Genomic DNA, 22,287 nt, shown 5'->3' on the forward strand with positions numbered 1-22,287 from the left:
TCCTATTCATAAACCGCCGAAACTAACGAGTTTACCAACCCACAAAGACTAGTATTCAACCGGGTATCTATAATGTTATTTGCTGAAATCGATGTAGCAGCCGAAGGTACTAGAACATCAGCAATACCAAGTTCATAGACGTCGCTTGTTCTTATCAGTTCTGGAGCTATGGGCGATGCTGTTGGAGTTCCAGAAACAATCGCAAGCTGAATACTTCTGTTAATTTGGCTTAAACGAACCACAACCCGGTCTATGCGAGGATTGCTTCCGTCTGCTGTAGCGAGAGGCTTGTTTAAATCATCTGTATTTTCATATCTATATCCATTAATCCATGCACTTCCCGCCGCAATGCTTACTGCCAATCCAATCCCAGGAGATACCAAAAGGTTTGTTGGTGTAGAATAAAATACTCCATTCGAGACAAGACTTCCAAAATATGCAGCGAAATCTGTTGCATCATAGACTCTATCTCCATCGGATGAGTTGAAAAATCCACTTTTCTCCATAAATCACTCCTCCTTCTATACCGTTTTTGTATACTCGATAACTACATAGCCTGTATATGCTGTTCTATCATTGCCTGGTTCGACGACAATGTCCGTCATATTCGCAAAGAGTCCGATTTGCGATTCGAAATTATTGTACCGAGCAAGGGGAAGTGGCAAGAAAACACTCCCGTTCGTGACAAAACCAGATAAACTGACAACCGTGCTGAGGTTCGCTATACCATGAGGCACATGTTTTGGTATTGTATCCGTAAGGGAACCGAGATTTATCTGTTTACGATAAATCGTCTTGCCATCTATCCACAGTCGCCCTGTGTTTTGTTCTGTAGTTGAATAGTCGCTAAAGGAAGAAACCATTTTAGAAGCTGTAATTGTACGGTCTGCAATTTTTAAACCTGTAACTGCTCCATTTGCAATTCTTGCAGTAGTTACGGGTTCATTATTGATATTAAGCCAGTTTGCTTGACCAGAAGGGTTATTAAATACGAAAACGGAAATCACATAGAATGTCATGGTATTGCGAGAAATGAAGAAACCCATTGCCCGCTGATAGCCATTTCCCGTATCGTCTCCGTTATGCTTTACCAAAAAGACATGCCCATCGTCACTTGGCTGGTCACTAAACTTATTCCCGCTCCATGAAGTGAAATAAAAGGCATCTCCAGGCTTCATATGGTACAACGCATATTGGCCAATCGATATAGTACCTCCGCCCACATTAATCTCCAGTGCAGGTAATTTTCCATATAGATTGTTAATAGTAGATGCAACGTTGTCTCCTTGAATCTCTGAATCTACCTCCGTCAAGTCACCCAAGGTTTCTTCCACAGTTCCCAAAGCCTGTGCAATTTCAGATATGCCCGTTGGAGCGGATATTGCTGTTTTTACCTCACTTAACTCAGAGCGGACTTTTTGGGCGATTGTCAACTCCGCTTTTCCGAACACTACGCTGATGCTCTGTCCATCTGCGTCATAGGTTTCTTCGACTTCGGTGATGCGCGTCGTCATGGATACACCCCAGGCTTTGGAAATGACTTTGACAGTCTGCCCAAGATCGAAGTCTACTTTATATGTTAAATTGCCGTGTGGATTGATAGATGTATCAAATGAATATCGTATGGCTTGCTCACTCAGCTTACTTTGACCTCGAAAGATTAGTGTATCAATGTATTCTGAACCAAAGTCTTCTGCCCGCAAGTCCTTAGCATCCACAAAAATCTCATGTCTTGTCTCACCTGAGCCACTTGTAATGGCAACAAAGGTACGCTCTGTACCTTCTCCTTCGCCAGCAACAAGGGCAGTGTTGGCATAATCTCCAGCACTTATTGTATAAATCTGTTCCGTGAGGTTTTCATATTCCTTAGAAAATACTGCTTGTGATTCCGTTCCTCTATACAACGATACGGTAAAATAGCCTGTCGCAGGAGTGAACACAGTCTTAATACCAATATCTGAAGCACCACATAGTCCTGTCACAGCATCCATCAAATTTCGATACGATACCTGTGTGCTGATGGAAGCATTTAACTTTGGAGCGGAAAAGGATATGTTCGCAATCTTCCTTGCTGTATCAGAAGGATTGATAAGATTATTATTTATCAGCTGCTCCACACAGGCAGAGATATCACCAGACAGTTTCTCCGTTTGCCAAACAATGCGGCGGGAGAGGAAGGAAGTTGCAAAACGACCACTTGCAGTAATAATTTCATGTTCGGTTTGAGAAAGTTCCAAATGCTCAATGATCCCGGCTTCCTCATCATCATTTTTCCAGATGATATTCCCTTCCTTTAAGAGTTCTGTATTCTTCGGAGTTGCTATCGCCTTTAACTCAAATGAGCCACACTGGGAGTAGCGTCTCGTCCAGCGCAAGTACTCGAAAGATTCCACAATGCCCGCAAGCTCTCGGTTTGAATTGTAGATATACAGTTCCATTTTCACACCCCCAGAAACTGCGGACGAAAGTAAATACTAACCTCTAACAGTTCCATATTGACAGAAGCATCGTAACGCAGTGTATTAAGACCCGCCGCTAGTTGAAAGAACACCGAATTCGTATCTAACAGTGAAAATGCATTTGTAACCGTTGACCCATCAATCTGGACTACACGCTTACCAGCGAAATGGGTATATACACGAAGTTCATCCCCAGCGTTCATTGTAGTGAGAAGCCTGATATATTCTCCTGTGTCTATATTTAAAAGTTCAGCGTTCGACACAGTACCTAAAGCTCGGAACACAATCTCACATCCGCAAGATACATCCCCGATATTTTCCACCGTAATGATCTGGCTGGGCTGACGCCTTCCAAACTCCATCCCGCTCATTGGGATTTCTAATTCAAACTCAAATAGCGGTATCCATGATGCTAGTTCTTCCCGCACCTCGTTTAATGTTTCGAAGAAAGGGGACGGGCAGAGTAGACTGACAAAGAAGTTTGGTAATCGTTGCCGATTAGAAACACTAAAACCTGCCTCCTCCACAACACAGGATATCTGTCGCTCGCGGTATTGAAGCGTCCCTAATAGCTTTGGACTAAATATTTGAAGGAAGCGTTGTCTCCTTTTATACGCCTCATCGGGAGTATCAGCAACAACCGTACCTTCAATCGTTATGTTCCGCATATCTAGCGTGGAAGAAATATAAAAAGCGCCATCCTGATCTGGCGCCTTGAAAGTGTTGACGGTTTGACGCATATTGCCAGTGCCGTCTACCTTCGTTAGAAAGTACGGTCGGCTTTGCTTAAGCGTAATGCTCTCTCCATCTCTATTTGTATATGTTAGTTCCATTGCCGTACCTCCCTTACAATTCAAGTGCCAGTTTACGGGATAGGTTCTTAAACTCCCTTGCTTGTTCTTTTTCAGATAGAGCCTTAGGTGTCACAACTGAAATATTTTGAGTGATACTTGCACCTGTAGCATTACCTTGCCCAGATACACCTCTATAATTAAAATCAAAGCTGGTTGGTACTGCATTTTGCATATCCCTTGAAACTGCTGTCATTGCATCCTCAAAACCTACACCTATACCTTCACCCATGTTGTGGCCAATTCCAGCAAATAGAGTTGATGGGGAGCGAATACCGAAGAAGTCTTTAATCCTTGATACAACATTTCCAAAAAATCCAGAAATTTTACTCCATAACCATGCCCCAGCGTCTGAGATCCCCTTCCACAACCCTTTAATCAGATTGCCACCCACCTGAGACATTTGACCGATATAACCCGTAAAGGCTTTGACCAGTCCAGATATAATCTGTGGTACTGCTTTAACGATCTCCACGATTATCCTTGGCAGATATGCAATCAGTGCAACAAACAGTTGAACACCCGCTAAAATGATCTTATCGATGTTACCAATAATGGCATTGACCAGAGAGCTAACAATCTTAGGAATAGCACCTACAACAGTAGTAATAATCTGTGGTAATGCCTGAATTAGTGAAACTAGAAGCCGGATACCTGCATCAATAATCAAAGGAATCGACCCAATGACTGCACTGATAATGCTGTCGATGATCTGTGGGATTGCTTCCACAACTGCTGTAATTATAGTAGGCAAAGCTGTGACCAGTGAGGTCAATAATTGAATACCTGCTTCAATAATCTGTGGAATGGATTCAATGATAAAATCCACTATTGCTTTGATAATGACAGGCAAGGCTGAAGTAAGCTGAGGTATTGCATCCACCAATCCCTTTGCCAATCCTATAATCAACTGCAAAGCGGCATCTAAAATAAGTGGTAGGTTATCCATCAATCCTTTGACAATCTGCGTAACAGCAGAAACAGCCGCAGGGATAAGCTGTGGTAAAGCTACGCCGATACCCTCCACAAGCGCTGTTACTAATTCGATTGCTGCATTTATGAGCAAGGGAAGGTTTTCAATCAGTGCTCCAACAATCGTCATTAAAGCACTTACCGCAGCCGGGATAAGTTCAGGTAAAAGATTTAAAATGGTCTCCAGTACTTGCGTGAATATATTTGTAACTAATTCAAGAAGCATTGGAAGCAAGTCTGCAACCGCCGCTAATATTGCGCCTGTCGCTGTTGGTAAGGCGGCTACGATATTTTCTAAAACAGGTACGATATTAGTGACAACCGCTTCGAAGGCATCCACAAGATTCTCAGTCAGATTTGTCATATCGGCATTGGCATTACCGAGTCCAGCTGTAAATGAACCAAGTGCGGCCTGTAACAATCCAATAGAACCCGATATTGTCTCGGTTGACTCTCTTGCAAAGTTTCCAGCATACTGCTCGGTGTTCTCAAAGAACATCTGCATTGCGACTTCGGCTTTTTCTGCTTGCGTTGCGGTATTCCAAGTGAAATCCAGACCCTTTGCAAGTGCATAGGCTTCGATATTGGTGGCATTCATGGCAACACCGAGGTTATCCATCATGGTGAAGTTACCCTTTGCTGCACCTGTGACAGCTTCCATAGCAGAAGACATATCTATACCCATAACAGATGCCATGTCCGCTGCACGTTGCATGGCCTTTTCGGTTAGTTCAAGACTTTTCTGTTGCTGGATGCCAGAGCCTTGGAACAACGCACCCATTTTATTGGCAGTAGCAAGATACTCACTTTGGGAAATACCGAGGTTTTTATAGGCTTCCTCACCGGTTTTCTGAATCGATGCAGCGTATGCTCCAAAAACCGCCTCCGATCCACCTAAGTTTTGTTCCAGCTCCCCAAATTGTGTGACTACTTCTTTACCTAACTTAATAGCAGCGGCTCCAGCTGCAACGGCAACTGCACCCATAGCCACACCATTTCCCTTTAGTACACCGCCAAGCTTTTCAAACCTGCCACCTGCGTCTTCTGCACTTTTACCGGAATCCTCTAACTCTTCACCAAGATTCTCGGCTTCAACTGTGGACTCCTCAAGTTCACGCTCCATACCGTTCAGTTCTGCTTGTGCCCTGTTCAGCTGAATCTGCCAGTTCTGAGTGCGGCGGTCATTTTCACCAAAAGAGGAGGAGGCATTATCAAGGGCAGCCTTAAGGGTAGAAATCTTTTCTTTCTGTGCGTCAATTTCTTTATTCAAAACGGCATTACGAGCGGTAACTGACTGAATGGATTTATCGTTTTTATCAAACTGACTCGTTACAAGGGCCATTTCACTGCCCAATACTTTAAATGATTGATTGATTTCTCGCAGTGCGTTCTTGAATTCACGCTCGCCTTCAACACCTATTTTTAAACCAAAATTGTCTGCCATGCCTTCACCTCCTCCTAAATACCTGGTGGGATAATATCGTCAATGGTCCGTGTTTTCTTTGGCTTTTCAATACCATGCCATTGTTTATGACAAGTCCATAAATCAAAAAACAGCCCAATTGGCATAAGCCAGAATTCCTCTGTCTCCATGCCCATCTGAACTGTTCCATAATAAAGAAGCCGGGTAAAGACCTCATCGTCCGTTACCCGACCTCCACGTTTTTTGGAGTTTCCTCCTCACTTTCTACATTTCGCTTTGTACCTTTGAACATCGCCTCGGTAATTGCAGTTTTATATGCCGATAAATCAAGCGGTGAGGTAAGAAGCTCTACTTCTTCCTCTGTCAGTAATTCTTCTGGTGCATTCTTATTCTTTAGATTTCGAATCAAAATGGACTGGTTTGCAAGCAGCGTGATGAGCCAAACAATCTCATCCAGTGCCATCTCGAAGTTTTCTGATTTCATCAGTTTTTCTCCAAGGTTTTCAAGACCACCGTAACGACCGGCAATGGCCTTTGTAGCTCGTGTAGTTAAAACCAGTTCATACTCTTTGTCACCTATGTTGATTGTGGCACTTCTATCATTATCCATTATTTCTCCTCCTATGGTTCAGGTGTATAGACAGGTTCATAAACCTCAGTGAACCAGCCTGTTATGGTGGTCGATGAAACACCAGGATCACCTTCTGTAACTTCCGCTTTCCATGGGTGCTTGCCCAATCCATCCAGCTTATTCCTGCGCATAACGGTTCCTTCAATGGTGGGTGTAGAAAAGGTAATGGAATCAGCCTTTGTCTGTAAGTTGGTAGCTGGTAGTCCAAACTTAACACGATACAGCCAAAAATAGCGGTATGTTCCATTAGCCCTTTGCGCACGAAACCCCACTGCAACGGGTGTACCCACGTTTTCACTAGCAGAGATTAGTACTCCGTTGTCATCAGTAGAAGCGCCAGTTAAATCCGCTGCGACCGTCGGACCAATGTCGTCTACACCGAGGGTGAGAGTACCACTGTTAAAGTCTTTCACAACCTCCGCCGCACCGTCGTCAGCGTACAGAATGGCTTCCACTAGTTCTACCGAAAGTTCAGCAGTGATGGCTTTTGCAAGTACAGAAGGTTGGGCATAAGTTTCCTCACCGTTAGCGTCCTCGGTTATTTTTGAATAGTACAGTCTATCAAGACCGATAGTCGCCATGTGTTATTCCTCCAATCTATAGTTTTTCGCCACATCGATGGCATAATGGTGATATCCAGTATCATCCTCGTGACCGATATATCTTCGTTCAGTCACAGTAAAATCCGCATTTATTAAAGCAGTTGTGAGCTGCCGTTTCCGCTCTAGGTAATTATTTTTTGAAAACAGTGATATCCTCGCTTCCTGCACATCAAAGCCTGGACGATTATCCGCATGAACTTCAAAAATATCCGAAAGTGGGAGAATCACGACATACTCATCTGGTGCCAAACCTGAAAAAACCCCGGTTTCCACGGGGAGCGGTATGGCGGTCACAAGTGTATTAAGTTCCTCTAAGATATTCATATTTTGTCGATCTCCTCCTCCAGCTTGGCAACCATTGCGTTGATGCAGGGTTTCCTAGATGCATTCCTCGCAGGCTTTAGGAAGGGTTTTGCAGGCTGACCATGCTTCCCATATTCAATGATGCTGGCAAGTTTAGCATTGCTCTCACCATCAGAACGTGGCTCTGCAAAGCCGACTTTTACATTGAAGTTACCGTTTCTATCCTGCTTTGCACCAGAAAGGCCCAGTGAAGATAGCAATTCTCCAGTACTTTTGGATGGATATTTCGTGTCCTTGCCAACCACCTTACTTAGATTTCCCTTGACTTTATCTAGCACCACTTCACCGCCAACTTCTAAAACCTTAGGAAGAATCACATCGGTTTGGTCAGCTAATCGGGATACCTTTAAAAGGAATTCTTCTGGCATCTTTATATTCGCTTTTGCCATATCAATCACCTCACAGTTGGTTCTAGCTTTTCGGCTAAAACCTCGACATACATACCTCGATTTCTTACATCCTCAACACTTAAAATTTGATATCTGCCATCATCGCAGACGATAACCATTTCATTGGTCACCTTAAGTCCGAAGATTTTTCTAAACCTGAATAGGGAAGTTGCAGATGAAAATGATGCCATATTCGTCCATCGCTCACTGCCATGCCGATCTTCCTTGTAAGCAAGTACACTTGCGAGTATGTTGTCATCTTTTGTGGCGAAGCCTTCCTTATCCTTTGTGGGTATCGTGCAAATGATATCGATGAAGGTGTTCATCTTCCCAAAGCTCACACTAAACACCCCACTCTCGATCAAGTCGTAAAAGCAAGTTCACTGTATTCCATACTTGTTGCCCTGCCTGTACGCTATCAGCAAAGAAACCTGCCGTTGAGCCATCCCTGCTTTCATAGAAATGACTCGACAACATAATCACTGCTTGTTCTGTTGTTGGAGGCATGGCATGTGTTTCATAATAGTTTTCAGGAACGTGTTGATAGCTCTGTGCATATGAAATTGCAGCAGTAATAAATCCAATTAGGAGGGCATCATCCTGATCATGCGTTAAAATTAAGTTCGCTTTAACTTTTGGCAAGAGATTATCTGCCACTGCCATACCACCAACCTCCTTTACATTCCACCTTAGTCAGTCTCCATAAGCCCCGCTGCCTTTAGTTTGGCAAGCAGAGCATTGAAGTCCGTAACTAGACCAGCAACATCGGTGGCTGTGCTGTCTTCTTGGTTTTCAAGAACAGGAAGCCCCGTAACCGAGGCCCCCTCTTTGATTTCTAAAACACCACCGATGACAGTTTTTTCTCCGCCTTGTTCGGTATAATTCTTCGTGTTATAACTCATAAAGCACCTCCGTTAGGCTTTCTGTTGGAGTACCTTAACGGCCTCCGGTAAGATAAGCTTTCCGTCAACTCGTTGAGTCGCAATAAATCCTACTTGACCTGTGACAGCATAGAGTTCATTTAGTCGTTTGAATACTCGTCCTTGACGGTCTGCCACCCAGTAATAACTAAAATCACCGAATACCACTGTCTTTGCACCTGCTTCAGCAGTAGGTACATAGGATGAGGTATACAGCGGGCGGTTAAGAATCGTATCAGGTGTTCCCGCTTGGATGGAAGGTTGCCATAGGTACTGTCCATTACCGTCTTTTAATTTGCGGATAGCTTTTATAGTTGCATCATTCATTACGAAAACTGCCTTGTTTCGATAAGGTGCTTTCAAGCTATAGAATAAATCTAAAACCTCATCCAAAGTGATGGCAGTTGCACTTGCCGCAGTAACACCAACTTGACCACCGCCTGTGGCATTTAAAATCCCTGTTGGCTTACCTGTGCCATCACCTACAAAGAAGGCTTCCTCTTCCTTGTTACCAATGCGACGGGCGAATTCTCTTGTGATGTAGCTTTCGAGATTAAATACGGAATCATTTAGCAATTCCTCAGAGACTTTAATCATCGTTGCTAGTTTATAAGCACCGATGGATACTTGACCGAAACTGTCATCACTTTCGGGAATGGCTCCTTCTTCATCGATCCAGCTTGCAGTGCCTTTGCTTGCAACAACAGGAATCTTGCGGTCACCAGAAGATGTCGTGATTACATTGGCCAACCTACGGAAGATATTTTCTTCCTCTAGGGCTTCTACAAGCGTACGCTCAAACTCATCTGGCACGAGGAATCCGCCTTCGGAATCAGTGCCAATCTTTAAAGCGTTCCTTACTTCATAGCTGACATTATCACGCATCGCATTCCAGAAAGCTTTTTTGTATTCAGCACTTGCACGACCAGTCTTTTCCTCTCCAGTTCTAGTAGGTTCGTTCGTAATTGGGTTACTGGTTGCTTTCGACAGTTCCAAGTCGATAGATGCTTGACGTTCTAAACGCTCAATTTCCTTGCCAAGAGCCACCACATCGGCTTCCATTTTTTCATAGGTTGTCGTGTCCTCAGCGGATAACAGTCCATCACCGCCACGTTTTGAATCAAGGAATGCCTTTGCTGCGTCCCAAGCTTTAGCGCGTTTCTCACGCAATTCAAGAATTTTACTCATTGTTATTTCCTCCTTTAAATTAGTGCGAAATTAAAGAAAGCCGCTTATCCAGCGACTCAATGGGTGTACCTGTTTTCTGTTTTGGTTGTTTTGGCAGTTTGCTGATGAGCGAGTTAGTAACCGCCATCCTGCTAAAAATAAGACTATCCGTCAAATCCGGTGTTTCACTTTCCATGAACATGATTTTGTCTGCAAAACCAAGTTCAATCGCTTTGTTTGCATTCATCCATGACTCTGCATCCATTAGATGGGAGAGTTTTGTTCGAGAAAGACCCGTTTTTAACTCATAGGCATTAATAATGCTTTCCTTGACCTCATCCAATAGAGCCTTTGCCCGCAACATTTCCTCACTGTCACCGATAGCAATTGTTGAGGGGTTATGAATCATAAGCATAGATACAGGAGACATATATACATCTCCACCAGCCATTGCAATAACGGATGCCGCACTTGCCGCAAGCCCATCAATCTTTACAGTGACTTTTCCGGTATACTCCATCAGCATGTTATAAATCTGAGCTGCTGCGAACACATCACCACCAGGGGAATTAATCCACACCGTAATATCGCCAGTGCCTGCCAGCAGTTCATCCTTAAACATCTTAGGTGTGACCTCATCGCCCCACCACGTTTCTTCGGATATCACTCCATTTAAATAGAGGGTACGTACTTCATCTGAATCTCGCACCCAGTTCCAGAACTTCCTCATTTACTGACCTCCTTCGGTTTTGGCAAACGCACCTGCGTCAGCCAGTTTTGTCATATTTCCGTTAACCAGATATAAATCGCCACCTTCCTCAGCCGGTATCCGGTTCATATCCTCCAATTCACGGATATCGTTGGCTGACATCCAGCCATTTTGTCGACCTGTAGCGTAGCCATTCATACGACTTTGGTAATCACCACGAAGCAGACCGTCCAAATTGAACTTGATAAACAGTGAAGTTTTCTCAGAAGGCAAAATAAGCGATTGCTGGAGACTTTGTTCCCATCGCACCACCCACGGATCGAGGGTGTATTTTACAAACTCCAACGATTGCTGCTCAATATTGGAAAAACTAGACTTCTCAAGATCACCCACCATATGAGGCGGTACTCGGAAAATCCTCGCAATCTCATTAATTTGGAATTTCCGTGTTTCAAGAAATTGCGCCTGTTCCGGCGGGATACCAATGGCTTGAAACTTCATGCCTTCTTCCAACACAGCAATTTTGTGAGCATTTCCTGTGCCTTGGTAGGCGCTATTCCAACTATCCTTGACCCTCTGTATATCTTTGATTACTCCTGGGTGTTCCAGCACACCTCCCGGATTAGCACCATTGGCAAAGAATGCCGCACCGTACTCTTCAGTAGCAAGTGACATACCGATTGCATTTTTCGCCATAGCGATAGGGCTATAGCCAATGAGCCCATCAAAACCTAAGCCAGGTATGTGTAGAACTTCATCTTTACGGAGTGTGACATAGCCACCTTTTGGGTTTAGGCCACTTTCGTCAGTATCACGGTAATATGTGTAGACCAGCTCACCATTTGTTGCTCGGCTAACTTCCATTTTGTTGGGGAGCAGGGGATAAAGTGCAACTGCCTGCCCACGACCGTTTCTGACAACCTGTGCATAGGCATTTCCCCAAAGCAAAAGATGACTCATCAGTGTTTCTCGAAACACGAACGAAGTCATCTCTGGATTTGGTTCATCATGAAGAAGGTAATACAGCGGGTGGAAAGGAATCTTTTCTTTACCTCCATCAGAACGATATCTATATACATGTAGTGGCAGTCCTGCAATCGCTTCAGCCAGTATCCTTACGCAGGCATACACTGCTGTTGCCTGCATTGCAGTACGCTCATTCACTGTTTTGCCAGATGATGTACCGCCGAATAGGAAGGAAAATGCACTACCCACACGGTTTTGCGGTTTGTCTCTTGACCGAAACAGTCCTTTTATTAGATTCATAGGCGTCACCTCCAAATAAAAAACTGGCAATATTGTGTTAACTATTTAAATTTAAAAGATTATTAAACCTCTCTCATCATATACAGAATCTCCACTATTACCTGAGCCGCAACGGATGGCACGGTCAAGTGCCATGATAGTCGCCACCGTGCCATCTATTTTTTCTGTACTTTTTTCTTTATCCGGCTTCACGTTGCCCGCCGGATCAGTTTTTATAAAGATGTTGTCCATCATCCATCGAAGTACTGGATGCCCACCGTGTGCTATTTTTTCTTCTAATGTCAATTTCATCAGTTCTTTGGTTGGTGGTGACATATCCTTAAAGCCTTGACCGAATGGAACTACAGTAAAGCCTAACCCTTCAAGGTTCTGAACCATTTGAACAGCTCCCCAACGGTCAAAAGCTATTTCTCGAATGTTATACTTTTCTCCAAGTTCCTCAATAAACCGCTCAATGTAGCCGTAATGCACTACATTGCCTTCTGTGGTTAGAATATACCCTTGCTTCTCCCAAAGATCGTATTGCACATGGTCTCTTCGGACTCGGAGGTCAATATTGTCCTCTGGCATCCAAAAATACGGAAGAACAATGTATTTATCTGTTTCATCCTCCGGTGGGAACACCAACACAAAGGCTGTAATGTCTGTTGTAGAAGATAGGTCAAGACCTCCATAACATACCCGCCCTTCAAGACTTTCTGGAATAACTTGAAATGCACAGGCATCCCATTTTGCCATTGGCATCCAACGGACAGATTGTTTAACCCACTGATTCAATCTTAATTGCCTGAAGCTGTTCTCTTCAGCTGGGTTCTGCTTTGCACTTTCACAAGCAGCCCTTACCTTGTCAATCCCCACCGTAATTCCCAAGCTTGGATTTGCTTTCTTCCACACTTTTGGATCTGTCCAATCATCCTCTTCTTTGGCACCATAGATTACGGGGTAAAAGGTAGGATCGTATTTTCTGCCCTCAATAATATCAACTGCTTTTTGGTGTGTTTCGTAGCAAATACTTTGAGTATCCGTTCCCGCAGTGGTGATAAGAAAATACAGCGGTTGAGTCCTTGCATCCCCAGATCCTTTCGTCATAACATCAAATAATTTCCGGTTTGGCTGAGTATGAAGTTCATCGAAAACAACACCATGTATATTGAAGCCGTGTTTGGAGTAGGCTTCAGCCGACAATACCTGATAGAAGCTGTTGGTCGGCAGGTACACCAATCGCTTAGTTGAAGCCAGCAACTTTACACGTTTATTCAGTGCTGGACACATCCGCACCATATCGGCTGCTACCTCAAATACAATTGATGCCTGCTGGCGGTCAGCGGCACAACCGTACACCTCTGCCCGTTCTTCCCCATCACCGCAAGTGAGGAGAAGTGCAATTGCTGCGGCAAGTTCGCTTTTTCCCATCTTTTTAGGTATCTCTACATAAGCAGTGTTAAACTGCCGATATCCATCTGGCTTTAAAATTCCGAATAAATCACGGATTATTTGTTCCTGCCAATCGATAAGTTCAAAAGGCTTACCTGCCCATAAACCTTTCGTATGGGAGAGTGCTTCGATAAAAGCTACAGCGTAATCAGCAGCATCCTTATCGTAATATGACCCATCAGCTATAAAGGCGGTCGGCTTATATTTCTTCAGTTTCCGCATAAACACCGCCCCTTTTATGAAAAAGGACAAAAGAAAAGAGCCTCAATCCTATAGATGAAGCCCTTCTACTTATCCTGTTTTTATTTACTTATTTTCATCCACTTCCCCCGTCAGTATGAAATGAGCATATTCCGCTTTATGGTCTATTAAATAGACGACCAATTCATAAAACCCTCGTTCATTTGCTTCATATTGGACTCGGTTCACATCAAACATATTTGTGACTCCACTTTCTCTGATGGAAAGGATTTGTTCTTTGATTATCTCATTCATTGATTTCCTCCTCCGATTCTACTGAATCGGTTGTCGCTTTGCGCAGGATTTCCACATCGAAGCCCGCACTCTTATAACCTTCTAAAATTGTACTGTAATAATAACAGCTTGGCTGTCCAAGCGGTCTCCCATCATTCATGATGTAGACCATCGCTTTGACGGTTTTGCCGTCTAATTTCACTTTTACAGTTTCCTTGCGATAAAGGAACGGCCATCCCTCGTAGCGGTCAAGTGCCGCCTCATCAGTGGGTGTGATTTCCCACACCAATACGGGTACGTTGTCACCCTTACAAGGCTCGATGGTCGCCACAGCGCCCGCGTGTGCCCCTCTAAATAACAAGCGATGGTCATTGATTTGACTTGCGCCAACCACCTTCGCTGTGGGGCATCTGTTGGCCATTTGCTCCAGATTAAGGTTGGAGCCATAGGCAAGATATAATTTACTGTTCATTGTCATCCTCCTTCTTAGCTTTGGGGGTTAGGGGCAGTTCAGGCCGCCCGAAACCGCCATGCAGCTGAACCCGAAAGTGCTGCGGTTAAATGCTCTCTGCAGTTTGCAAATTCGTCGCCGATAAAACCAATACGGTTTAGGTAAGTTCTCATGGCAAATTTCTCGTTCTCCACCTGAGGTTTCTTTGACGATGCACACTTTTGTGTTAGGGCTTGGTGGTTAATGGCGAGTGCCAGAACAATGTAGCTTCTTATCTTTCCAGCATGAAGCTCGCTGTTAAACCCTCGAAGTTCAACTGTATGGTTTCGAGTAAAAAAGCTGTGAAGGTTGAGGAAGTGGTAGCGGCTATTATGATAGTGGGTGCTTCTACTTTCGCTGTAGCCCTCGTACCAAATATCCTCAATTTCTCTCAAAGTTTTAGGCTTCCTGAGGTTCATCTTCTCAACCAGAATGCTGTCCATCCTTTTGCAGTAGTTCATTCTCTGCGGTGCAATTTGAAGTGCTTTGTAAAATAAGTCGTTCTTGCTTGCGATGATATTTACAAAGTTTCGAATACTTCTCGGTGTATGCTTAGCACCGTCTAGATGAATGTGAATGCCGCAAGATGTATTTGTAAAGGCTCCAGCTTTGCGTAGCTTTCTCACCAGTTCTTGTAATGTTTCAATGTCCTCTTGGTAGGTGAGGATGGGGCTGACCAACTCGACGCTGTACTCTCTGCCAGCGGCTACCTTTCTTCCGCCTTCTTTTCGTTGGCAGTGGATGCTCCCGTCGCTCATGAACTTCCATACCCGACCGTCCGGTGTTTTTACCTTCTTGGTGTCGTAGTAAGTACCGCCTTCACTGTAATTGCCTTGTAGAAATTCAGTAACAACCTTTGCTGCTCTTTCCCTTGTGATTCCTGTGAACTCGATTTCGATTCCAAATTTTGCGTTTAACATTTTTCTTGCTCCTTCTAAAGTGTGTGTGTCCTTTCGGCATGTACATATATCACTCTAAAAGGCTTTTATAGCAAGACAATTTCGCAATATAAATCTACATATTTGCTGCCATATTTGGCTCAAAATGTGTATGGTTACTCTTCGATTTTCTTGCATAAATCCTCACCAAAGGCCACTCCAAGGGAACCACCGGAATCCCAACTGACGTGAATCGTTCCGATGTCATCAACACTAGTAACCGTACCTTTATCTCCGGGTTGAAGTTTTGTATATGGGTCGTTCATTCTAAGTAGCATGACACGGGTTCCTGGAGTGTAATAGCTTCTAAGTTGCTTTAACATTTCTGGGTGAATGATATTCATTGTTCACTCACCTCCTGCTTGGCTGCCCCGCTTTTGAAAGCAGAGCTACCTGATAGCTTAGAGAGGAGAATCTTTCGTTCCGTTTTATATTCTGAGCCGATGAAGCCAAGCCTGAGAAGGAAGCAACGGAAAGCGTACTTTTCATTCTCTACTGATTTCTCGGTGGAGTTGACGCGGGTCTGTTTTTTCGCCATTTCGCAAAGTGCTGTTATAAAATGGGTGTATGCCTTAACTTCTTCTGCTGAGCACTCACCTTGAAACCAAGGGAAGGCGACAAATTCTTCAGTTACATTGATTGGAATGGAGTCCGTATCAAGTGCTGTCTTTATAAGAGCTTCTTTACTCTCTACCAATCCTTTTAAGTTCTCAAGGGCCGTGTCAGTAAAATCTGCCCGTGGCATTTGAATTACCAGATTGATAGCTTCTTCAGTTTCAGTAGCTTCTGTTTTCTGAAATGGTGTCTCAAATTCTTCTGAAATTGACCTGAAGTCGTGAAGTCTCAGTAGTCACCAACCAGTTCAGAATTATCTGGCCCACTGAGTACTCCGTTTTTGTCAATATTGTAGTCAGCCACCTCATATGCAAATGTAGGTGCACCGAGGTATTTAACAGGAACATTCAGTTCTTGGCTGATCGCGTTAACCAGTGCTTTTCTTTTTGGTCCTGTAACATTATAGTTAATCTTCATTTTCATACCGCCTTTCTATTTTCGGTACGTACATATATCACTCTAAAAGCTGTTATTATCAAGTCATTTAGAGCATCTTTCTGTAGAAAATACTGTTCTATTAATCGGCGGTATTTTGTGTAGATAAATCAACATTTGGCAGGTCACCATATCTAAATTTTGAACCATCTCTTAAAAGAAACACACCATCAGAATTTCCCACCTGCTCAATATACCTTTTCACGATGACATCGCAGTACTTTTCATCCAGTTCAATGGTGTAACAAATTCTATCTGTCTGCTCACAGGCAATCAGTGTACTTCCTGAACCTCCAAAGGGATCAAGCACGATACAGTTACTAAGGCTCGAATTCATAATGGGGTATGCCACAAGTGCCACTGGTTTCATGGTTGGGTGGTCGCCGTTTTTCTTCGGTTTCTCAAACTCCCAGATGGTGGTCTGCTTACGGTCTGAATACCAGAGATGCTTGCCTTTCCTTTTCCATCCAAAGAGTACAGGTTCATGTTGCCACTGATAAGGAGAGCGACCGAGAACAAGGGACTGCTTTTTCCATATACAAGTACCAGAAAGATAAAATCCTGCATCGGAGAATGCTCTTCTAAAATTGAGTCCTTCCGTATCAGCATGGAATACATAAATAGAAGCGTCCTTTGCCATCGCTGCCTCGGTGTTTTGAAATGCCGCAAGCAGGAAATCATAGAACGCTTCATTCGCCATATTGTCATTTTTGATTTTTCCAGCAGTGCCTTCATAGTTGACGTTATATGGAGGGTCCGTAACTACCAGATTGGCAGCTTTCCCATCCATTAAGACATCAAAGGTGTCTTTCTTTGTACTGTCTCCGCAGACTAATCGATGCTGTCCAAGTATCCAAACATCCCCTAAATGCGAAACAGCGGGCTTTTTCAGCTCGCTGTCTACATCAAAATCATCTTCTTTTATATTATCCTTAAGGGAATCTTTGAAAAGATCCTCCAACTCTCCTGGATCAAATCCTGTTAGAGATACATCAAAATCAGAAGCATTTAGGTCTGTGATAAGAAGTGCCAATTTATCTTTATCCCAATCGCCACTTATTTTATTTAGTGCAATATTCAGAGCCTTTTCCTTTTGCTCATCCATTTCAACTACTACGCATTCTATTTCATCCATACCCATACTCAGCAGGACTTTCAAACGCTGATGACCTCCGATGACTCTGCCTGTAGTCTTATTCCATATAACGGGTTCTACATACCCAAACTCCTCAAGGGAACGTTTAAGTTTCTCATATTCTGAATCACCCGGTTTCAAATCCTTCCTTGGGTTATACTCAGCGGGGTTGAGTTGTTTCGTTTTAATCTTCTCTATCAACATACTTTTCCACCGCCTTTCTAAATTCACTGTATTTATTTACATCCTCCCACGGGAACAGACAACTATTAAAGTGACCATAAGCCGCGGTGTCAGAGTAAATCACATTTCTGAGACGGAGCTTTTCAATGATGGCTGCAGGTCTTAAGTTGAAAGTCTCCTGAGCTGCAATAGTTAATATTTCATCAGAAACAGTTCCAGTTCCAAGGGTATTTACAGTAAAGGCTACCGGATTTGCCTTACCAATGGCATAGGAAATACTCACTTCACACTTCTTTGCATAACCACACCAAACAATATGCTTGGCAATATACCGAGCCATGTAAGCACCGCTTCGGTCAACTTTGGTTGGGTCTTTACCACAAAGAGCACCACCTCCATGAGATGCAAGCCCTCCATAGGTGTCGACCATGATTTTTCTTCCGGTCAAACCCGTATCGGCAGCGGGGCCACCAAGAACGAACTGACCAGATGGATTGACGAGAAGTTCTGTTTCATCATCAAAAGGGAAGTCCTCAAAACACTGCCATAAGACATTGTTAAGGATGTCTGCCTCAAGTTCTTCCTGTGTTTTATTCTTATCATGCTGTACCGAAATTACGATTGTCTTTATTCTTACTGGAGTGTCATCATCATATTCCACCGTCACCTGTGCTTTACCATCGGGAAGAATGCCTTTTATTAATTTTCCTTTGCGACAATCATCCAGTCTTTTTACGATTCTGTGGGATAGTACAAGTGGTAAGGGAAGCATTTCCCTTGTTTCCTTTGTAGCATAGCCATACATAGTTCCCTGGTCTCCAGCACCTATGGAACCGTACTGTTCGTTTATTCCATTTCGTACTTCCAGTGCGGTATTCACACCAGCTGCAATATCTACACTTTGACTATGTACATATACATAAATCAAAAATTTTAGAGGGTTGTATCCAATCTCTTTTAGGACATTTCTAACAATGTATCGGATGTCGATTTTCTCGCTGCAGGAGATCTCGCCCGCCACGATAATTTTTCCTTTAGTCGCCATAACCTCGCAAGCCACCCTTGATGCCCTATCTTTACGTAGGCAAGCTTCCAAAATGCTATCTGCTATGATGTCGCATAGTTTATCAGGATGTCCGGCGCATACACTTTCTGCTGTTAAGTATCTTTTACTCATTACATCATATCTCCTTATCTTTATTTTCCTCTGCGGGCAGATAGCAGTCGCTCCATCACGTCGTCCTGTGGATTTAAACCAGAATACTCTGTAGCACAATTCTCTCGAACGATTTGATATATCTCCATCCATAGCCTATTTGTCTGACTCATAAAGTTCTGACTCATCGCTACATATGGACTTTGAATAGCATTGCCGGTGGTTGGGTGCTTGGCTAGAAAGCCAAACTCAGTTACTGCTTCCTCACACTGTATCCATCTGGCCGCACTCATGGCATAACGCTCTAGAAGCTGTGGAAGTACCAAATGGGCACAGCCACGTTCCTCAAGCCATTTCCATGTAATCTCATAGATTTCACTTGCTACTAGGGTTTTCCCATCCTTTTGAACTGCGGAGAGCATGGCCATTGGCTTTGGCATTTCTTGCCCCTTCAGGTCAGCGGTATTTTGGAACTCAACGACTTCAAGCTTTCTTTTACCGGGATTTCCCTCTGCAATTTTGTCAGCAAGTGGTTTTTTCTTTTGACCAGAGCCTATACGGGCGCCACCACGATTTGTTCCATCCTTGGCCATTCACTCACCTCTTTTCATCGATGGGCCTATTACCCTGTTTGAAACCGCGAATTTTCACGCGTTGCCCCGCGCCCGTTGCACATCTAAAAGCTGTGGAGATTTGACTCCCCCTACCGGGTTCCCCAACGGTCTCCATCTTTTGCAGTGATGGTAGAGTGACAGGAAGTACAAAGGGACATCAGATTGCTTCTATCATGGGTTCCACCTCTTGCAAGAGGAAGAATGTGATGCACCTCGGTTGCTGGGGTCAGCTTTCCTTGTCGTTTACACTCCTCGCAAAGAGGATGAGCCGCAATGTAGCGGTCACGTATTCTTTTCCATGCACGACCATATCGCTTACGAGTTGCTGGATCGCGGTCATACTTTTCATACCGTGCGGCTTCCTTTTTAGCATGTTCTTCACAAAAACGTCTGTCAGTCAGCTCTGGACAACCAGGGTAAGAGCATGGTCGCTTAGGTTTCCTTGGCATACTACACCTCCTTTTGCCCATAGAAAAAGCCCTCGCAGGAGAAATGCTCCCGTGAAGGCTTCTGTTTGCCAATATTCCATACTACCATTATATAACTTTCACTACGGACTAACAGTGTCATCGTATGCCAACCTGTGCCAAAGTGTGCCAACTTTTATTTAGGCACCTTTAAATGCTGCAAGGCTGATGAGTGAAGTCTATGCACTGTTCTCATAGAAACATTAAGGTTGACACAAATTTCTTCCCAGTTAAGAAAGTTAATGTAGCGGTAGCGAAGAAGCAGCTTTTCATCCACGTTTTCCATCTGGTTAATCGCTTCACGAATATCTGACTTAAGCTTTATTAAACGTTCCACCTCTTGTTGTATCTGCTTCTCCAAATCTACTATTCTTATCACATATTTTTCAAAAGGTGGATCAGTACTTTTTGTTTTACTGACTTTTTCCTCAAGAACAGGAGATGAAACACTTCTTGAGAGTTCCCTTAGATTTTGCAACTCCTCAAGATCGGAATTAATTAGCTCGTTTAAGCGATAAGCTTGTTTCAAGAATTCCTTTGCCGTCATCGCACCACCTCCTCATGTAGCTTTTTAATTAGCATCTCAGGATCGAGGGATGTCAGGGTATTGAAATACCCGGAATGAAAGAAACGCTCAATCTCACGTTTCGTATATCTAGCAGAATCATTGCGAGGGTATTTTGCTAGTCTTTTCAAAGCAAAACGATAATCCTTGACCGCCTGTAGAATAATGGCATTTGCCAGTTTTTCAAATGCATCCATCATACAACATCCCTCGCTTTCCCCAGATTTGCTTTGACAGCATTTATAAGATCGGACTGTGTCTTTTCCTTTCGTTTCAAGGCTCTCATCACATCTTCATCAATCGTGCCTTTAGTAATAATGTGATGGATAACCACCGTTTCATTTTGTCCTTGTCTCCAAAGTCTTGCATTTGTTTGCTGATAGAGTTCCAGACTCCAAGTAAGACCAAACCAGATAAGTGTTGAACCACCACTTTGTAAATTGAGACCGTGTCCTGCTGATGCAGGATGGATAACCGCCACAGAAATATCACCGTTGTTCCAGTCCTTGATATCCTTGGATGTTTTAATTTCTCTAACATTAAATCTTCCTTTAATACGCTCTAAATCGTGATTATACCAATATGCAATAAGGACAGGTTTGCCGTTTGCACCTTCGATTAAATCTTCAAGAGCATCCAGCTTGCGGTCATGAATAATATGAGTATTTCTATCATCATCATAGACAGCACCGTTTGCCATTTGCAGGAGTTTACCAGAAAGGACTGCTGCATTCATGGCATCAATCTCCTCATTGGCAAGCTCAAGAACCATTTCTTCACGAAAGCGATCATATACGGATTGTTCTTTGTCATTTAGATACACAGGCACTTCATTGATCATGCATTCTGGCATTTTCAGAAAATCCACTGATTTCATGGAAATGGTGATATCCGAAATGAGCCGATATATGGCATCTTCAGCACCTGGCAAGGGTTTATATGAAAATACGATTTGTTGATTGCGTTTATCTGGTGTAAAAAAGGAATTGCGGTAGTGAGTTATGTACCTGCCGAGTCTTTTACCCATGTCGAGAATACGAAACTCTGCCCACAAATCCATTAACCCATTACTGGAAGGTGTACCCGTAAGACCCACAATCCGTTTTGCCCTTGGTCTGATTTTAAGTAAACTTTTAAATCTTTTTGCACCATAGGACTTAAAGGATGATAGCTCATCGATGACCACCATGTCATAATCAAAAGGGATGCCACTTTTGTTTACCAACCAGTCAACATTTTCTCTATTTATAAGATAGACACTTGCAGGTTTTCTAAGAGCCGCCAATCGCTCCTGTTCTGTGCCGATGGCTACCGAAAACTCCAGTCCTTTTAAATGCTCCCACTTATTTATCTCAGCTGGCCAAGTATCCCTTGCTACTCGAAGTGGAGCAATGACCAGAACCTTTCCAATTTCAAAACGATCAAGACATAAGTCAAAAATAGCCGTTAGAGTAATGACGCTTTTGCCAAGACCCATTTCTAAAAACACCGCGGCTATGGGATGCTCTAGAATGAAATTCGTTGCATAGGTCTGATATTTATGAGGATTGTATTTCACCCAGTACCCCTCCAATCTGCTTAACATCATCAATGACATAGCAGGTAAAGCCTAACTTCTGTAATTGCCTTATTCTTCTGATCTGTAACGGACGAGGTTTCTTTCCGGGAGCCTTTAATTCTATAAAAGCCATCTTCCCATGTGGTAAAAGTACTAGGCGGTCTGGCATCCCATCTAAACCTGGACTAACAAACTTCGCCGCAATGCCTCCCATCTTTTTTACCTCCGCTACCAGTTTCTTTTCTATATACTTTTCAAGCATAAATACCTCCCATATAAAAAGGCTCGGAACAAGAAAACAACTTTGACCCAATTTTCCTATACGTGCGCGTATGCGTGTATGCACAGGCTACTATTACTTCTTTTTACTATTTATAAATAAATAGGATACTTCTTGTTCCACTTGTTCCAAACCGTTGATTTTCCTTATCATTACTAGCTTTAGGGAAAGAACCAGTATGGGAACAAGGT

At 43.4% G+C, this 22,287-nt stretch carries 30 protein-coding genes; all 30 read right to left on the minus strand.

Annotation, left to right across the window (positions count from 1 at the left end; genetic code table 11):
* Nucleotides 1–2 precede the first annotated feature (2 nt).
* The 30 genes from AC6CHV_RS10675 to AC6CHV_RS10820 all read right to left on the minus strand — a co-directional run bounded on the left by AC6CHV_RS10675 (nt 3) and on the right by AC6CHV_RS10820 (nt 22,078).
* A complete protein-coding gene (locus AC6CHV_RS10675) occupies nt 3–506 on the minus strand; it encodes a hypothetical protein (protein WP_498078879.1) in 504 nt (167 codons plus the stop codon).
* 15 nt (nt 507–521) lie between these two features.
* A complete protein-coding gene (locus tag AC6CHV_RS10680; RefSeq protein WP_498078880.1) occupies nt 522–2,438 on the minus strand; it encodes a Gp37-like protein in 1,917 nt (638 codons plus the stop codon).
* A 2-nt stretch (nt 2,439–2,440) separates the two neighbouring features.
* Entirely contained in the window at nt 2,441–3,316 is an 876-nt protein-coding gene (locus tag AC6CHV_RS10685) for a phage tail domain-containing protein (RefSeq protein ID WP_498078881.1), read from the minus strand.
* On the minus strand, nt 3,306–5,726 hold the full coding sequence (locus tag AC6CHV_RS10690; RefSeq protein WP_498078882.1) for a phage tail protein: 2,421 nt from the start codon (nt 5,724–5,726) through the stop codon (nt 3,306–3,308). The genes AC6CHV_RS10685 and AC6CHV_RS10690 overlap by 11 nt, the downstream gene beginning before the upstream one ends.
* Nucleotides 5,727–5,740: 14 nt before the next feature.
* On the minus strand, nt 5,741–5,881 hold the full coding sequence (locus AC6CHV_RS10695) for a hypothetical protein (RefSeq protein WP_018664398.1): 141 nt from the start codon (nt 5,879–5,881) through the stop codon (nt 5,741–5,743).
* Between the two features lie 47 nt (nt 5,882–5,928).
* Nucleotides 5,929–6,315, minus strand: a complete 387-nt coding sequence (locus tag AC6CHV_RS10700) for a hypothetical protein (RefSeq protein ID WP_018664397.1) — start codon at nt 6,313–6,315, stop codon at nt 5,929–5,931.
* Between the two features lie 11 nt (nt 6,316–6,326).
* Nucleotides 6,327–6,917, minus strand: a complete 591-nt coding sequence (locus tag AC6CHV_RS10705) for a major tail protein (protein ID WP_018664396.1) — start codon at nt 6,915–6,917, stop codon at nt 6,327–6,329.
* 3 nt (nt 6,918–6,920) lie between these two features.
* Complete coding sequence (locus tag AC6CHV_RS10710; RefSeq protein WP_001022899.1) at nt 6,921–7,262, minus strand: hypothetical protein; 342 nt, start codon at nt 7,260–7,262, stop codon at nt 6,921–6,923.
* Nucleotides 7,259–7,690, minus strand: coding sequence for an HK97-gp10 family putative phage morphogenesis protein (locus AC6CHV_RS10715; RefSeq protein ID WP_136832100.1), 432 nt, complete (start codon nt 7,688–7,690; stop codon nt 7,259–7,261). The genes AC6CHV_RS10710 and AC6CHV_RS10715 overlap by 4 nt, the downstream gene beginning before the upstream one ends.
* A 5-nt stretch (nt 7,691–7,695) precedes the next feature.
* A complete protein-coding gene (locus tag AC6CHV_RS10720; RefSeq protein WP_019155112.1) occupies nt 7,696–8,031 on the minus strand; it encodes a head-tail adaptor protein in 336 nt (111 codons plus the stop codon).
* A gap of 1 nt (nt 8,032) precedes the next feature.
* A complete protein-coding gene (locus AC6CHV_RS10725; protein WP_028988113.1) occupies nt 8,033–8,353 on the minus strand; it encodes a head-tail connector protein in 321 nt (106 codons plus the stop codon).
* A gap of 26 nt (nt 8,354–8,379) precedes the next feature.
* On the minus strand, nt 8,380–8,592 hold the full coding sequence (locus tag AC6CHV_RS10730) for a head fiber protein (RefSeq protein ID WP_028988114.1): 213 nt from the start codon (nt 8,590–8,592) through the stop codon (nt 8,380–8,382).
* Between the two features lie 12 nt (nt 8,593–8,604).
* The gene (locus AC6CHV_RS10735) at nt 8,605–9,798 is read right to left on the minus strand and encodes a phage major capsid protein (RefSeq protein WP_028988115.1); all 1,194 of its coding nucleotides are present in this window, start codon (nt 9,796–9,798) and stop codon (nt 8,605–8,607) included.
* 19 nt (nt 9,799–9,817) lie between these two features.
* The gene (locus AC6CHV_RS10740) at nt 9,818–10,507 is read right to left on the minus strand and encodes a head maturation protease, ClpP-related (protein ID WP_028988116.1); all 690 of its coding nucleotides are present in this window, start codon (nt 10,505–10,507) and stop codon (nt 9,818–9,820) included.
* Nucleotides 10,508–11,752: a phage portal protein gene (locus AC6CHV_RS10745; RefSeq protein ID WP_015926201.1), complete on the minus strand. Its 1,245-nt coding sequence runs from the start codon at nt 11,750–11,752 to the stop codon at nt 10,508–10,510.
* A gap of 51 nt (nt 11,753–11,803) precedes the next feature.
* Complete coding sequence (locus AC6CHV_RS10750; RefSeq protein WP_498078883.1) at nt 11,804–13,408, minus strand: terminase TerL endonuclease subunit; 1,605 nt, start codon at nt 13,406–13,408, stop codon at nt 11,804–11,806.
* Nucleotides 13,409–13,492: 84 nt separating this feature from the next.
* Nucleotides 13,493–13,681 carry a DUF5049 domain-containing protein gene (locus AC6CHV_RS10755; RefSeq protein WP_415537528.1) on the minus strand — a complete coding sequence of 63 codons (189 nt, stop codon included), beginning with the start codon at nt 13,679–13,681 and terminating at the stop codon, nt 13,493–13,495.
* On the minus strand, nt 13,674–14,132 hold the full coding sequence (locus AC6CHV_RS10760) for a gamma-glutamylcyclotransferase family protein (protein ID WP_274338070.1): 459 nt from the start codon (nt 14,130–14,132) through the stop codon (nt 13,674–13,676). Before AC6CHV_RS10760 ends, AC6CHV_RS10755 begins: the two co-directional genes overlap by 8 nt.
* 38 nt (nt 14,133–14,170) lie before the next feature.
* Nucleotides 14,171–15,070, minus strand: a complete 900-nt coding sequence (locus AC6CHV_RS10765; protein WP_498078884.1) for an amidoligase family protein — start codon at nt 15,068–15,070, stop codon at nt 14,171–14,173.
* A 134-nt stretch (nt 15,071–15,204) separates the two neighbouring features.
* Nucleotides 15,205–15,432, minus strand: coding sequence for a DUF4314 domain-containing protein (locus tag AC6CHV_RS10770; protein WP_498078885.1), 228 nt, complete (start codon nt 15,430–15,432; stop codon nt 15,205–15,207).
* A complete protein-coding gene (locus AC6CHV_RS10775; RefSeq protein ID WP_498078886.1) occupies nt 15,429–15,833 on the minus strand; it encodes a hypothetical protein in 405 nt (134 codons plus the stop codon). The genes AC6CHV_RS10770 and AC6CHV_RS10775 overlap by 4 nt, the downstream gene beginning before the upstream one ends.
* A gap of 98 nt (nt 15,834–15,931) precedes the next feature.
* Entirely contained in the window at nt 15,932–16,120 is a 189-nt protein-coding gene (locus AC6CHV_RS10780; protein WP_498078887.1) for a hypothetical protein, read from the minus strand.
* Between the two features lie 100 nt (nt 16,121–16,220).
* Nucleotides 16,221–17,477 carry a site-specific DNA-methyltransferase gene (locus AC6CHV_RS10785; protein WP_276105245.1) on the minus strand — a complete coding sequence of 419 codons (1,257 nt, stop codon included), beginning with the start codon at nt 17,475–17,477 and terminating at the stop codon, nt 16,221–16,223.
* Nucleotides 17,458–18,633, minus strand: a complete 1,176-nt coding sequence (gene metK / locus AC6CHV_RS10790) for a methionine adenosyltransferase (protein WP_498078888.1) — start codon at nt 18,631–18,633, stop codon at nt 17,458–17,460. Before metK ends, AC6CHV_RS10785 begins: the two co-directional genes overlap by 20 nt.
* 20 nt (nt 18,634–18,653) lie before the next feature.
* Entirely contained in the window at nt 18,654–19,205 is a 552-nt protein-coding gene (locus tag AC6CHV_RS10795) for a P27 family phage terminase small subunit (RefSeq protein ID WP_001029957.1), read from the minus strand.
* Between the two features lie 110 nt (nt 19,206–19,315).
* On the minus strand, nt 19,316–19,675 hold the full coding sequence (locus AC6CHV_RS10800) for an HNH endonuclease (protein ID WP_048718009.1): 360 nt from the start codon (nt 19,673–19,675) through the stop codon (nt 19,316–19,318).
* Nucleotides 19,676–19,829: 154 nt separating this feature from the next.
* The gene (locus AC6CHV_RS10805; protein WP_035150326.1) at nt 19,830–20,240 is read right to left on the minus strand and encodes a DUF1492 domain-containing protein; all 411 of its coding nucleotides are present in this window, start codon (nt 20,238–20,240) and stop codon (nt 19,830–19,832) included.
* On the minus strand, nt 20,237–20,455 hold the full coding sequence (locus AC6CHV_RS10810; RefSeq protein ID WP_254904789.1) for a hypothetical protein: 219 nt from the start codon (nt 20,453–20,455) through the stop codon (nt 20,237–20,239). The genes AC6CHV_RS10805 and AC6CHV_RS10810 overlap by 4 nt, the downstream gene beginning before the upstream one ends.
* Nucleotides 20,455–21,816 carry an SNF2-related protein gene (locus AC6CHV_RS10815; RefSeq protein WP_498078889.1) on the minus strand — a complete coding sequence of 454 codons (1,362 nt, stop codon included), beginning with the start codon at nt 21,814–21,816 and terminating at the stop codon, nt 20,455–20,457. Before AC6CHV_RS10815 ends, AC6CHV_RS10810 begins: the two co-directional genes overlap by 1 nt.
* Nucleotides 21,797–22,078, minus strand: a complete 282-nt coding sequence (locus AC6CHV_RS10820; RefSeq protein ID WP_072903410.1) for a VRR-NUC domain-containing protein — start codon at nt 22,076–22,078, stop codon at nt 21,797–21,799. Before AC6CHV_RS10820 ends, AC6CHV_RS10815 begins: the two co-directional genes overlap by 20 nt.
* Nucleotides 22,079–22,287 lie beyond the last annotated feature (209 nt).

The organism is Ferdinandcohnia sp. GQ5, assembly GCF_059759275.1.